Here is a 14,393-nt window from a genome sequence, read left to right on the forward strand (position 1 = left end):
TGTAATAAAGCCCGGGCAGCTATCTGTAAGACATGCACTCGAAGCGCACACCCATCCGTACACCCATCCCGTTGCAATGTCTGGTCGCAACAACCTCAGCTTTTCAGACTTGTTACTGATGTGGCTATGCGCACTGCTTCGGTGGGTAATCCTCAAGGTTTCCCTCGACCCGTCGATAGTATTTTATGTCAATGCGGGTCACTGTCATGTTCAACAACCGGTTAAAAAACAGAATCCAGCAATTGGAAACACGGCTGGGGGCTCTTGAGCAGGTCAAGGCGACTCTGGATCTCGAAACCGTGGCGGTCACCCTGGATGCGGCAGGTGTCATCCTGGAGGTGAATGCTCTGTTTGAAACAGAGCTGGGATTCACCCGGGCGGAATTGTCAGGCCGCGCCCTGCGTGAGTTCAGTCCCTCTGAACTGAGCGGTGACGTACATCAGCGTCGGGCTCTTGATGCAGTGGCCCAGGGCAAGCATTACAGCGGCACATTGCGTCTGTGCAGCCGTGAAGGTCGGCACGTCTGGCTACGGGCAATGGTTATACCTTTCGCGGGTGAGAGCGGACGTGTAGAACGAATCGTTGTGTATTCCAGCGTGCTGACAAGGACAATCGAGGCCTCCAGAGAGAACGAAGCGCTGGTGGGGGCACTGATGCGGTCCACTGCCGTTATCGAATTTTCGCTGGACGGAATAGTCCTGACAGCCAATCATAATTTTCTGAATGCTATGGGCTATACGCTTCCCCAAATCCAGGGCCAGCATCACCGGATCTTTTGCCTGCCGTCTGACGCTCAGTCACAAGAATATGAACAGTTCTGGCACACCCTGCGAAAGGGATCGTACGTTGCTGGAAGGTTTTGCCGCTCGGATAAACACGGCAAGGAAGTGTGGCTGGAAGCTTCATACAATCCAATAGTGGATGCCAATGGCAAGCTGTACAAGATTGCCAAGTTGGCCACCGTTATCACCGACCAGGTCACTCGAGAGCGCGCTGTTTCCGAAGCAGCTGGCATGGCGCACGGCACCTCAGTTCGAACCAACGCCAGTGCACAGCAAGGTCGCGAGGTCATTCAGAACACCGTCACCACTCTCAATACGCTTTCGGCCTTGATGGAAGATGCTGCCCATGGCATTGAAGCGCTGGATGCCCAGAGCCAGGAAATCGGTACCATCGTGAAAACCATCGGCAGCATCGCAGACCAGACTAATTTGTTGGCTTTGAACGCAGCAATCGAAGCGGCACGTGCCGGGGAGCAGGGCCGGGGTTTTGCTGTGGTCGCTGACGAGGTCAGAAATCTGGCCATGCGAACCACTAAAGCAACTGCAGAGATCGTCGAGGTGGTAAAAAAGAACCAGGTACTGGCCTCGACTGCGGTGAGCATTATTGGAAAAAGCAGGCAGCAGGCCGGGGAAGCGCTTGATTTGGCCAGTGAGGCAGACGAGGTGATCAAGGACATTCAGCAAGGTGCCAACAGTGTTGTGACTGCTGTAGAGCAGTTCTCAGGTCAAGCCGGGTATTGATGGATTTGTAGTCTTCCGTGTTCAGCAGCTTTGCTGCTACAAGGTAATGCGTGATATTCAGGGGATCCCATGCTCGATGCTCTCAAGCAATCCATTCGTAATCTGCATACAGCCCATTGGGCCAAGCTGGAAGATGACTGTAATGGGTTATTCATTCGGATCGAGCAGGCACGAAGAGAGGGGCTTGTGACTGGAGAGCAGGCCATGCAGCTGATCTATGATGTTCGCAACGAGCGTTCACGATGCTTTCGCAGCGTGAACCGCTGTTTTGTGCGGCGCTCCGCTGCCGAGTGAACAACTGCTACAGAACAAGCATCGCTGTCATGGTAACTGATACTGGGATAAATATTTTTTGGGTACCGCTAAGAAATGGCTTAACAGCGTGTGGTATGCCCACTGGCTTAGGGCATGAAAAGAGCATCTACGAATCCGGTGACAGTCCAATCTTGTCACTGCACTGGCGTACAGTCAGCATTACTCAGCGATTGAACGGGCACTTTCTTAAGCGTGTCATGATGCTGGCTTACCGAGGAAAATTAACAACGGCCGTTGGGTGTGGATTGCTTACACAGGTTATCAATCGACCTTCAACGCTGTTACGGCCTTTATTTTTAGCGCAATAGAGAAGTCGATCTGCCTCTTCCAGGGCCGCTCGATAGCCTTCCTTCAAGGGTGAACTGATCGCCACCACGCCTGAGCTGATCGTTACAATTCCCAACGGGCTACCTGAGTGATCTATGAGTGCATTGGCGATGGACAACCTGACATTGGCTGCGACGTTTAAAGCCCCAGCGAGATTAGTTTCAGGCAGCAGGATCACAAACTCCTCGCCACCATAGCGGGCCGCAAGATCGCCCGGCCGATTGACGCAGGTGCCGATGATTTCCGCAACTTGCCTCAGGCAGTCGTCACCCCCCAGATGGCCGTAAAGATCGTTGTATTGCTTGAACCAGTCGATATCTAGCAAGATAACGGCTATGGTTGATCTGTTCCGGCTTGCCCGTCCCCATTCTTGCTGCAAGGTAGCATCGAAACATCGCCTGTTAGCCATATGTGTCAAACTATCGGTCCGGGCGATGATCTCAAGTTCGGTTCTAGCGATGTTCAGCTCAGTTTCCGCAGTGATTAACTGCTGGATCTGCCGGTACAGCAGGGCGCCCAACAAGACCAAGGCCAAAGTGATTATACCGATGAGCGCCATGGACCTATACGCGTATGCCCACCAAGGTGCGAAGATATGTTGGCTGGATACACCAGCAGCGGCAACGATGGGCAATCCAGATACCCGCCGGTAGGCATAAATCCTTTCTACGCCATCCACCACTGACTTAATCACCGCGTTGCCATGATCGCTCTTTGGCAGATAGAGGGTAAATATATCGCCCTTTGCCACATTGGTGGTCATCAACGCTGTCAACGTAGGCCGCCGAGCTAGTAGATCACCGTTGTTGAGCGCAAGGAAAATAACGCCCTGGTCGTCTACATCCATGCGCTGGAAGAACGTTTGGAAATATGCGACAGGCACGGTTGCCAGAGCAACACCTGCGAACGATCCGTCAGCAGCATTGATACGCCTGCTGACCGGTATGACCATGTCGCCCGTAGTGCGGCTCTTTACAATGGAGTCAACGTGAATGGATTCATCGGTGTGGTCGCGGTGATAAACGAAGTATGCGCGGTCGACGTTGTTCAGCGTCTGCGCGCCACTTGAAAAGGAGTTTGCAACCCAATTACCTTGAGCATCGTAAATAAATAGCCCTTGGATCCCCTCTACGTTTACCACGTCTTGAGCCATCAGTTTCGCCAACCGTGATAGCTGATCCTTCGCTACACCATCGTGCTCCACGCGTTCGACAAGATGTCGCAGTGTATTATCAGCTTGGCGAATGGTGTCCTGAGCTTGTTGTTCAGCGGCTCGAACGATATTCGAAACTGCAACTTTAGCGTTAGCAATGCGTTCGTGCCTAGACTGATTTATCTGCCACGCTGTAGCCAGGATCAGCGATATACACACTAATGCAATGAAGCCGATCAGCGCTCTGGTAAGCGCTGAGGGAGAGAGCCTTGTTGATACAAGGTAGAAAGACTTCATAGATTCGTCATCAGATTGGCTGTAAGACAACGACGCATGCAGTTTCCGTACCCTAAATGCTGTCGGTTTTGCGCAGAACGTCTACCGCTGATCTGGCCACGCGAGAGACGTAGGACGGCCATTGCGTCATTACCGCAAGGCGCGCCGGCCTGCAGGGCACATTGCACCAGATCGATTAAAAGGGGGCTTGGCGCAAACCATTCGACTTAGAAATCGATGGTGCCCGAGACTTTGACCAGACGCGGGTCGCCCTGGCTGAGATAGCCACCGTTGGCTGAAGCCCAGTAGTTCTTGTCGGTGATGTTCTCCACATTGACGCGCAACGTCAGGTCCCTTTGATCGACCTTAAGTTTGTAGCGCGCCCCGGCATCGAACCGGTTCCAGGTCGGAAGGCTCAGGTTGTTGGCCTGATCCGCATACTGGCCTCCGGTACGCAGCATACGGGCGCTGAGGGCAGCTCCCTCCAGGCCAGGAACGTCCCAGTCGACGCTCGCATTGAGCTGGAAGGTGGGCACCCCGATGGCATGGTTTCCATCAGTGAGCCCGCCCGCGGTGTTCTTCAGCTCCGAGGTCATGCGCGTGCCGCCTGCCATCAGGCGAAGGCCTTCGATGGGCTCACCAAACACGCTCAGCTCAACACCTTTGTTCACCTGCTCGCCGTCGCGAATGTAGAGGCGCTGGGTCGCATCGACGTAGCCATCGCTGGGCTTCTCGATTCGGAACACGCCAAGATTTGCGCCGAACGATTGCATGTCCAGCTTGATACCCGCTTCCAGTTGCTTGGTGCGGCCAGGCGGGAAGGCCTCCCCAAGGTTGGTGACGTTGGTACCGGACGCGACCGGCCCTTTGGCCAGGCCTTCAATGCGGTTTGCGTACAGGGAAACGGTGTCAGTCGGTTTATAGACGATGCCGTACACCGGAGTGGTGATGGATTCGTCGTAAAGCGAAGTACGGCTGCCGTCATTGGCCGGATTAGCCACGCCGTTGGAGGTGGTGCCGTCGTAGGAGTAGTTCTCTACGCGTAGTTGCTGACGGCGTACGCCATAGGTAAGGAGCAAACTATCGTCGAACAAGCCAACAGTGTCGGAAACGGCCAGGCTTCGGTTGCGGGTTTTGCCGGTGACACCCGGATCGCCCATATCGCCGCCGGTGAGGGAGACCGCCGTTGGCTTGGGCAGGTCAGGTGTGGTGTAGATATTGGTATTCCCGGTGACCGAGCGGTAGAAGGTGTAGGCGTTCTCTTGCTGGGTCCAGAGGGTGGAGGCGCCAATCGCGATCTGATGACTCACCGGCCCGGTTTGAACATGACCGTTAAGCCCCGCTGCAAAGCTGGTGTTGTCCTCATTGTGCGGGATCTCAGAGCCGCCGACAGTTGCAACTCCGTTATTACCTACGAGGGTTGGCGTGCCGTATACGCCAGTTTCACGCGTATGCTTGGCGCCCCCGGCAAGGTAGGCAGTCCAGCTTTCATTCAGGTCCCAGTCGCCACGCATCATGCCGAACGTGTCTTCGGTTTCGGCATTAGTCCAGTCCTGGCCGTAGTTGTGGCTGGCGTCAGGGGCGGTCGGGATTTTGGTCGCATTACCCAATTGCACGGTGTTGCGTAAACCGTTGATGCGCTGTTTTTGGTAGCCAAAGTCGGTTGAGACGCGAAAGTTGTCACCCCGATAATCGAGTCCAGCGACGAACAACTTGGTGCGCTGGTTTTCGTCATCAATCGCAGTGTCGCCTTCGCGTTGGCTGAGGTTGACTCGCGCTCCGAATCGATTGCCCTCGCCGAAGCGTTGGCCAAGGTCCAGGTGCTCACCAACGCGGCCGTCAGAACTGATGTCTTGGGTGTAACGTCGAGTCGGCACGTCTTCAGCACGCTTGGGCTGCAGATTCACGCTGCCACCCAAGCCCGTACCGGTGGGGCTCACGCCGTTGATAAAAGCGTTGGGGCCTTTGAATACTTCCACCCGCTCAATCGCGTCCGTGGAAAGAATTTGCCGAGGAAGGACTCCGTACAAGCCCCCGTAGGAGATATCGTCGCCTGCCAGCGGCAAACCGCGGATCACAAATATCTGCGACTGGTTACCGAAGCCGTAAGACTGGCGCACCGACGGGTCGTTAAGGAGTACGTCTCCCACATCTTCAGCCTGCTGATCCTCGATAAGCTGGGAGGTATAGCTGGTCATGGTGAAAGGCACGTTCATGTTGTCCTGATTACCCAGAACACCCATCTGCCCGCCACGAGCGACCTGACCACCCGCATAGACCTCAGGCAGCGTGTTGGAATTGGCCTTGACGGCATCCGCGTTGATGTCAGTAGCACCGAGCTCCACCGCAGAGCCGGCAGCATTGGCGATGAAGCTCGCAGAGCAGCAAAGCGCAAGCAGGGTGGGGCGAAACGGATGCGAAAGGAACATTACGGGCTACCCAGCAAGGTGATCAGAACGGGTTGAAGCCTCCTTGGCAATGCGAACTATTCTCATGTGAGAATGATATCAGAAAGCTTAAGGAGATAGTCAGTTGAAATCACAAATTTTTCACATCGCATATTCTGCCAATGCCCTTGAGGAGCAGACCTAGACCTGCTCGCCACACGCGCTGCTTCTGAGGGTGATACTCAAGGTTTCCCTCGTCCCGTCGATAGCATTTCATGACAATGCGAGTGTCTGGGATGTCCATCTGCCGGTTACAAACCAGAATCCAGCAAGGGGGAAAAGCCGCTTAGGACTCCTGAGCAAGTCGAGAGTGAATCTGGATCTAAACCCCATGGCGGTCACTTGGACGCAGCAGCGCTGCTCAATGTGTGGAACGCTCGGTCGGGCGCTGGCTGATACTTAATGAAGAGCGGGTCGGTTGCGTGGTTTGCTCACAAGGCGCAGTTTCCCAGGGCAAACTACTAGAGCGTCGCTTTTTGGTGATAGCCCCAACCTTCGTTGGTAGGCCCATAACAATGAAGCTCCCCAGAAAAAGACATTCTTCTTTATTGGAGGAATAAACAGGTTCTATAAACCGACACCATGGCTTTATGGGATGATGGCCATATGATATTACACGCTGTTAGCTTGGCCTGTGAGGCCGCCCATGACCTATTTACGCTTACCCAGTCCATACCGTCTGATACAGCTGCTTTTTCTCATTCTGCTTACCGTCATGGGTCTTTCCATTCTTTGGGAGTTCGAGCTGGAGGCATGGGTGATGCGGGGGCTTGGCCTTCCCTATGACGGCATTTTTGAGGACGGGGAAAGGCTACGTTTCGTACTGACATCTACGGGCTTTTCACTGATCGCCATGATCGGGCCGGGAGTGATGCTTATAAAAATGATCAGTAATGCCAGACGCAACTACCTTCAACTGGAAGGGTTGCAGTCCCATACTGAGAAGCTGGCAAGGTACGACTCACTCAGCGGCCTGCTCAATCGGCGTGCCTTTATGGAGCTTGTAAACGAGCAACTCGCTCAGTTGGAACCTGTGATTGTGATGCTGATCGACCTTGACTATTTCAAGGCGGTTAACGATCAGCGCGGGCATGCAACGGGTGACGCAGTGCTCATTGAGGTAGCAAAACGACTGGAGGAGATTGCAATCAATTACGGCGGCATCGCTTCGCGCCTAGGAGGCGATGAATTCTGCGTCGTGTTTACCAGCCGTAGAGAGGAACGCGAACTGGGCCTCATTGCCGCAGATGTGATTTCGCGAATAGGGGCCCCGATGCTCGAGAAGCTTCGACCCTTCCGGCAGGGGGCTACAGTTGGCATCTCTCGTTCGTGGGTCGACGCTACCGAAACCTCAGCGCTGTTGCACTGCGCAGATGTAGCAATGTACCGGGGTAAGGTCATGGGTCGTTCAACTTACCATTTTTACGAAACCGAGCATGGTCTTCAATATCAGGCTCAAATTGATGAAGACGCTGCGCTTAAACAGGCAGTGGAACTTCAAGAGATTGTTCCATTCTATCAGCCAATTGTGGCACTGCCCTCTCAGGAAGTCGTCGGATTTGAGATCTTGGCTAGATGGCTCAAGCCAGATGGGAGCACTGGGATGCCTGCTGATTTTATTCCAGCGCTCGAACGCCTAGGGTTGATCCCCATGATGACTCAATCTCTCGTCAAGCAAGCTTGTAGTGCTGCCAGGGATTGGGAAGATCACCTTCATCTTTCGCTGAACGTCAGTGCAGCAACGATCACCGATGAGCTTTTTCCTGATCGGTTCCTGGATCAGTTGCGCCATGAGCAGTTTCCATTTGACCGCTTTGAGGTCGAGATAACCGAAGAGGCCTTGGTCGGCAATATCGAAGCGGCCGAGCGCAACTTGAACAAACTTCACGCACATGGCATCACAGTGGCACTTGATGATTTCGGCACTGGATACTCAGGCCTTTATCATTTGACACGTTTGTCCATTGATAAAATCAAGATTGACCGGTCTTTTTTTGAGCTCGGTAAGACTGATCATCGTCCAATGGTGGAAGCTATTTTAGGGATGGCACGTAGCCTGAAAATGAAAGTGACGGCGGAAGGCATCGAGGACTTTCACTCACCCTCCCTTCCGTCGTGGCTGGCCAGCAATGGGTGTAACTATGCTCAGGGGTATCACTACGGTCGGCCGCAGGCTTACGTTTCACGCTCCGTAGCTGGAGTTCCGGATCCTGAAGTTCTATTGCGACTGTAGCTGGTCGTGCAGCTCCTGTCAGTTTTCTTGCCGGCCCTCTATTTAATACCTCACCTTGTAGGTGGTGAATCCTCTGGTCGGTTCTCACGTCGATCATAGATCTTGGTCGTGCTGATGTCGGCATGATCCAGCCAGGCCTGAACCTTGGCGATATCGGCTTCATGCTCCAAGGCATTGGTGGCTGCGGTGGCTCTGAGTCAATGCACCCCCAGGCCGTCGACCTGAATTCCGGCCTTTTTCGCTTAAGCCGCCACCACAGTATAGATGCCATTGGCCGTGACCCGTCAGCCTGCCTCGCCGCGGTATGAATAGCGGCACCTTCCTGTCCGCCACATGATGCCCCGAGCTTTCCAGGTACTGGTGAATGCGTCCGGCCGCCACCGGGTGCAACGGCAAGTAGCGCACCTTGCCGCTCTTGCCGTGTACCTTCAGATGCCGAATACCGCGGCGCTCCTGAATGTCGCTCACCTGCAGCAGGGCCGCTTCTTCGCGCGCAGCCCGTGATAGAGAAGAACAGCCAGTAGCGCTCGGTCGCGCTGTCCTTTAAGGGTCGATTCGTCTGGGGCTTCAAGCAGCGCTTTAGCCTGGTGATCTCCCAGTGCCCGCATCTTGCCTTCGTTGCCTTCGTTGCCTTCAATCTTCGGTCGTTTTATCCCGTGGACGGGATTGCCGCCGGCGATTGCATTGCTCTCCAGGAGGTGATCAAAGAGGCTGGCCAGCGCGGCCAATTTGCGCCGAATGGTCGCGCCCGCCGAACCGCGATGCTCGAGCTGGGCACGCCAGGCTAAAACATGCGATCGGGTCACCACACGAAACATCGGCCGAAGCCAACCCGACAAAAACGCAGAAGTCTTCCAGGTCATTTTGGTAGGCGCGTCGTGTTAGAGGGTTGTCCAGGTTGGCAAACCACTCGACCGCGGCCGGTACCCGGGCCAAGTCTGAAATTCGACTGACGTGAGCTTGCGCTGATCGTTATTTCCAACTTTCGTCATATACCCCTGCCTCGGATCATCAACGATCACGCATCGCCTTCCAGTTACCAAAACGACGCCAGTACCCAGCAGCGTACACGATTCGGAAAAAGCCTCAATAATTGGTGATAACGAGTTTCTTAGGATTTTGAGTACTGATGCCGCAGTGCATACCGGGGCTATGCAACCGCGCTTCTTGCTAGCCACGTTTTGGGGGAGCGGGCAAAATCCATCATCGCGAGTGTCGGCACTGCCTGGCTTTCTATCCATTAGCTCACTCCGTTGGGACCCTCCATGACTTGTCTGATTTTCTTTGTAAGGTCAGTCGGAATATAGGGTTTGGATATGACCTCGTAGTCAGTGCCACCTGTGTCGGTCCGCTCAAGCGAGTTTTCCGAATATCCGGTTGTAAGCAAAATTTTCAGCGCAGGGTAAAGACGCTTGGCTTCTCGGGCCAGCATGATTCCATTCATGCCGCCTGGCATGATCAAGTCGGTAAACAGCAGGTCAAATGGCCCGTTGTCTTTGAGCACTGTCAACGCCTCCTTGCCGCTGAGTGCGAGCGCGCAGGAATAGCCGTATTCTTCCAATACCATTCTGGCCAGCTCCGCTACATCTGGACGATCTTCCACAACCAAAATGCGTTCATGGCCTGATCGTTCCAGAATTTGCTCCGCAGCCGTAAGCATATGCAGTTGACTATCATCCGCCGGAAAGTACATGCGGATCGTAGTGCCGATTCCCTCTTCGGAATAGATCCTCGCAGTGCCACCGGATTGCTTCATGAATCCGTACACCATGGACAAGCCAAGGCCGGAACCCTTGCCTTCCTCCTTGGTGGTAAAAAACGGGTCCATAACACGGTTAACGATGGCCGCTGGCATTCCGGAACCGTTGTCGGTAATCGCGACGCTCACGTAACGCCCGGGCATCAAACCGTCATATGAGGTCGAAGCCAGATCCTGGATCGCCACATTTTTGGTTTCGATAGTGAGCTGCCGATTTTCGGCAGCTTCTAGCGCATCCCTGGCATTAATGAAAACGTTAAGGAGAGCGACTTCAGTCTGTGTCGGGTCTACCCTGCAGTTCCACAAGTCGTGCTCGAGTACCAATCTGATGTCGGTGTCCACCAATGTGCGTACAGCCATTTCTTGGGCAGAGGTGACGGTGGCGTTTAGATTGATCACCCTTCCCTGAAGCTTTTGCTTGCGAGAGAACGCTAGGAGTTGTTGAGTCAACGTTTTCGCACGCTCCGCTGCGTCTCGGGCATTTCCGGCGCTGCGTAATATTCGTTGCTGGTCGTATTGAGGTTTGTCGGCCGTGCGCTGGATCATGTCCAGGTAGCCGATCATCACCTGCAGCAGGTTGTTGAAGTCATGTGCGATGCCGCCTGTAAGCTGTCCCAGAGCTTCCATTTTTTGTGCCTGCCTGAGTCCATCTTCCGCATCACGGCGGCGGCTTACGTCCAGTTGGGAGGCAAAAAAATAAATCAATTCGCCGGCATCGTTGTACACAGGGGAGATAAACAACGCGTTCCAGAAGCTTGAGCCATCCTTTTTGTAGTTGACCAGCTCGACGGCGATCTCACTCTGTGAGTCGATCGCCTGGCGTACTTGCCGCACCACTTCGCGATCGGTTTCCGGGCCCTGCAAAAACCTACAATTGGACCCCACAATCTCATCGCGGCGGTAACCAGTCATGTCAATGAAAGCGTTGTTCGCAAAGATAATAGGGTTATCGGGACGCTTCGGGTCAGTGACGATCATGGGCATGCGGGTGGTCTCGACCGCCGCAAAAAAAATATTGTGGTCCGAGCCGCTGATGTCACCAGTGGAGCTGTTGTTAACGCGCGTTGATTGGTTCGGCATCTAAGTTCCATATTGAAAGCAAGCGTGTGTTATCGACCTAAGGGCTTATCCAAGAGGAATCAGGGAAGAGGCGCGAGCCGCTGGCAAATGGTATGAAGCTGATCAATGTTGAATGGTTTAGGCAACCAGACTACCCCCTCCTCAGCCAAGGTTTCAGAGGCAGAGTGGAAACCAGAGGCGACGACAACAGGTATGCCAGGCTGCAGTTGGTGAACAAGCTTGACTAGCTCTACACCGTCGATCGTGCCGGGCATTTTTAGATCAGTAATCAGCAAGCGCAATGGATGATCACACGCCTCTATAAACTGCCAGGCCAGATCAGCTCTGATGAACGGCCGCACGGTGTAGCCATACAGTTCGAGCACATCCACCATCAGCTCAAGGATCAGTTCTTCGTCTTCGACAACGATGATTGAGTTCATAACCGTACAAATTCAGCGAGGATCCTGTTGTGACCAGCGATGGCGACTGCGATTCAACCAGTCTGCTGACATTTGTCGATGTCCCAAGGCCCTAGAAGGGCCTCATGATCGAATTGGCAGTATTACTGTAAATGTAGTGGCCTGCTCCGAGGAGCACACGCTTAGCGTGCCACCATGCGCCTTGGCGATCTGCGAGCAGATGTACAGTCCCAATCCCAGTCCTTCGGAGGGGCTGTCGCGTTTTGTCCGAGTGAAGGGTTCGAAAAGTGAGCCAAGCAGCGCCTCGGGAATAGGCTGTCCGACATTTGTGCACGTCAACTGCAGCGTGCTCTGGTTGACCTGTCCCTTGATCAGGATAGGTCCACCCCTTAGGCCGTGGGCCACAGCATTGGCAACCAGATTGGACACCAGTTGCTTGATCCGGCCTGGATCACATAGCAGGGTCGGCGCACCTGTGTGTTGAAAAACAATGTTTGCTTGTGGATTAGCCAAGCGCACTTCCTGCACCACAGGCTCAAGCGCTTCAAAAATGTCTGCAACCCGGCGAGGTTTAATGCTGACATCCCCTCCCAACTGACAGCGCGTAAAGTCCAAAACGTCTTCGATCAATGCCGACATTCGTGCAGCGCTCGTTCGGATGGCGTCAGCCAATACTCGGCGACGGTTCTCGGAGACATCACCGTGCAAGGCATCTGCGCTCAGTCTGACGGCACTTAGCGGAGTACGAAGGTCATGGCTGAGTACCGCGACGAACTGCTCGCGCAGCCGCCCAATTTCGATGGATTCGCCTAGCTGCGATTCACTGCGCTGAAGGCGATCGTGAAGGTCCAAATTTGAAGCAATCAGCTGAGCAAACAGCTCAAGCGTAGTGACGACATTTTGCTCGTTCAGTACGACCGAGGCTGTGTCCAGTGCGCATAACGTACCGAAGAACTGCCCGTTAGCTGTGATGATGGGGATTGATATGTGGCTTTGAGCGGATGGAATATCGCTCGGCGCACAGACTGGGTAGTCAGATTTCGTTAGTTCGTAAAAGCCCTCGCCATAAACCAGTGATCGACGCATTTGGCGAACCTGGTAACACAAGGTCTGCGCGCTCACACGCTCACTGCCGACGTCCAGTTCCAGGCCTACATCATCGTCCACTGCGCAAGCGATCCATCGCGATTCCGTGACCCTTGCCACCGCCGCAAATCGCAAGCCAGTAGTGGCCTTGACCATCCTCAGAATCAGCGGAATGTTCTCCATCTGTCTGATTGAAGAAATGTCGATCGCAGAGCTTGAGTTTGGCATTCGAGCAGAGGTCCCGGTCTGATTGAGGCGCGTCGTAGATGTGTATGAGTATACAGTGCCTTGCTCACTCAAGTGGATAGCCATGCTAGCCACAGAGGCAAATAGAACCGAAATTTGGGCTAGCCGAGGGAGATATCCGACTAAATGGGTGTCAACTCGCATTTTCAATCGAATTCACCCTTCGCCGAAAGTAAACCAGAACGGGTGCCGCTGAAGAGTAATGCGTTTTGCCAATAACGGATTTTTTGGTAAACCAGGCCAGCTCAAGGTTTGACTGACAGCAGTTTGAACCTGCCGCAGGCAGCTACTGCCTATGGATTCTGCTGATAACAATACACTGTTCATGCAATTCTACTGAAAGCCAGCAAAACCCCATTTTCGCCTTCCTATCCTTTTTCACACGGTTAGCGGGCTGTTCGGCCTCACGGCTTAAGCCGATGGGCATGTGAGGTCAGTCAAGCATGCCAGGCGCTCGCCAAAACTGCTGCTCAAACCCTTCTGATGCTCTGCGCCGCAACAACGCCGAAGGCAACTCATTAAACAGCTTCTGATACTCCAGAGTGAAATAGCTCGAATGGCCGAACCCCCAGCGTTCCGCCACCTCGGCGATATTGGCATGGGGGTTCTGCTTCAAGGCACGACGCGCGCCGTTCAGGCGTACTGAGCGCAGGTATTGCACCGGCGTCACTGCCGCTACTGACTGAAAGCTGTACTGCAAGGTGCGCCGCGAGACCTTCAGCCGCTTGCATAACTCCAGAACGCTGGGTGCGGCGTCAGGGGCTTCCATCAGCCATTGGTGGCAACGCTCGACGATATAGCCCCGGGTGCTCGGCCGCGGCAACGCCTTGCCTGTGTCAACCACGGTCTCGAGCCACTCGACCATCAGCATCGTCAAGCTGCGCTTGATCTGCAGCGTCTGCCAACCGATGCACTGCACCATCAGCTCCTGCAGCGCGCGAATATCCTTGGCCAGTCGCGCAGGCGGCAGGCATACCCGGCGGGACGCGGTTGATACCATCAACACCTCGAGCGCGGCCTCGTGCAGCAAGCCCTGCAGCGAATTGAACGGTACCGATAGGCACAGCACATCCATGCCCGGCGGCGTCACCACCCGATACTCGTCGATTGCCGGAAGCACCGTGGCGCGGCCTTGGGCGATCATTCCCTGTTCATCCTCTTGCGGCCACGACAGCGGCAGCAGGATATTGACCGCATCGCACGGAAAGTTGATGCACTGCACCACTTGCTGGTTGAGGCGCTCGCGAAATAGCTGCACATCGTCCACCTGGGCTACGTCCAGCCAGCCGTCCAGCCCCCCGCTGCTGAGTTGATCGTACTGCTGTTGCCAGCCCGGCAAGGCATTGGCGTGCTCGAAAATATCAGTGGTGTGCAGGGACTGGTGCATACGAAGTCTCGAAAGGGCGCGCTCGCAAATGAGCAGATGTTACAAAATGTTTGCAACTGTCATGCCGCCCTGTGACGTGTCTTTCCTGTCCGAAATAAATGTCAATTTGCCCTTATTTGCAGCATCGCCGCCTCAACTTTGTGCACCGCTATAGTACAAG

8 protein-coding genes and 3 pseudogenes are annotated in these 14,393 nt (G+C 54.5%); 4 read left to right on the top strand and 7 right to left on the bottom strand.

What is annotated here, in order from left to right; all coding sequences use genetic code 11:
- Positions 1 to 206: 206 nt before the first annotated feature.
- From M1E04_RS25020 to M1E04_RS25030, 3 genes and pseudogenes are all read left to right on the top strand, one after another.
- Positions 207 to 935 (top strand): annotated as a pseudogene (locus tag M1E04_RS25020) (PAS domain-containing protein); the annotation flags it as partial.
- A 156-nt stretch (positions 936 to 1,091) separates the two neighbouring features.
- A pseudogene (locus M1E04_RS25025) lies at positions 1,092 to 1,523 on the top strand (methyl-accepting chemotaxis protein); the annotation flags it as partial.
- A gap of 69 nt (positions 1,524 to 1,592) precedes the next feature.
- Positions 1,593 to 1,817 carry a hypothetical protein gene (locus M1E04_RS25030; RefSeq protein WP_122396755.1) on the top strand — a complete coding sequence of 75 codons (225 nt, stop codon included), beginning with the start codon at positions 1,593 to 1,595 and terminating at the stop codon, positions 1,815 to 1,817.
- Positions 1,818 to 2,046: 229 nt separating this feature from the next.
- Here the strand turns inward: M1E04_RS25030 and M1E04_RS25035 are convergent, their stop codons facing one another.
- Together M1E04_RS25035 and M1E04_RS25040 are read right to left on the bottom strand one after the other, a co-directional pair.
- A complete protein-coding gene (locus M1E04_RS25035) occupies positions 2,047 to 3,615 on the bottom strand; it encodes a sensor domain-containing diguanylate cyclase (RefSeq protein WP_100073631.1) in 1,569 nt (522 codons plus the stop codon).
- Between the two features lie 206 nt (positions 3,616 to 3,821).
- Positions 3,822 to 6,023 carry a TonB-dependent receptor gene (locus tag M1E04_RS25040; protein ID WP_456293306.1) on the bottom strand — a complete coding sequence of 734 codons (2,202 nt, stop codon included), beginning with the start codon at positions 6,021 to 6,023 and terminating at the stop codon, positions 3,822 to 3,824.
- A 664-nt stretch (positions 6,024 to 6,687) separates the two neighbouring features.
- Here M1E04_RS25040 and M1E04_RS25045 point away from each other — a divergent pair.
- The gene (locus tag M1E04_RS25045; RefSeq protein WP_456293307.1) at positions 6,688 to 8,274 is read left to right on the top strand and encodes a putative bifunctional diguanylate cyclase/phosphodiesterase; all 1,587 of its coding nucleotides are present in this window, start codon (positions 6,688 to 6,690) and stop codon (positions 8,272 to 8,274) included.
- A 42-nt stretch (positions 8,275 to 8,316) separates the two neighbouring features.
- Here the strand turns inward: M1E04_RS25045 and M1E04_RS25050 are convergent.
- The 5 genes and pseudogenes from M1E04_RS25050 to M1E04_RS25070 all read right to left on the bottom strand — a co-directional run bounded on the left by M1E04_RS25050 (position 8,317) and on the right by M1E04_RS25070 (position 14,233).
- Positions 8,317 to 9,266 (bottom strand): annotated as a pseudogene (locus M1E04_RS25050) (tyrosine-type recombinase/integrase).
- A 248-nt stretch (positions 9,267 to 9,514) separates the two neighbouring features.
- Entirely contained in the window at positions 9,515 to 11,113 is a 1,599-nt protein-coding gene (locus M1E04_RS25055; protein WP_456293308.1) for a histidine kinase famiy protein, read from the bottom strand.
- A 59-nt stretch (positions 11,114 to 11,172) separates the two neighbouring features.
- Positions 11,173 to 11,535: a response regulator gene (locus M1E04_RS25060; RefSeq protein WP_456293309.1), complete on the bottom strand. Its 363-nt coding sequence runs from the start codon at positions 11,533 to 11,535 to the stop codon at positions 11,173 to 11,175.
- A 102-nt stretch (positions 11,536 to 11,637) separates the two neighbouring features.
- Positions 11,638 to 12,828 carry a sensor histidine kinase gene (locus M1E04_RS25065; protein ID WP_456293310.1) on the bottom strand — a complete coding sequence of 397 codons (1,191 nt, stop codon included), beginning with the start codon at positions 12,826 to 12,828 and terminating at the stop codon, positions 11,638 to 11,640.
- 451 nt (positions 12,829 to 13,279) lie between these two features.
- A complete protein-coding gene (locus tag M1E04_RS25070) occupies positions 13,280 to 14,233 on the bottom strand; it encodes a helix-turn-helix domain-containing protein (protein ID WP_456293311.1) in 954 nt (317 codons plus the stop codon).
- Positions 14,234 to 14,393: the final 160 nt, after the last annotated feature.

It is taken from the genome of Pseudomonas sp. AK106, from assembly GCF_053903055.1.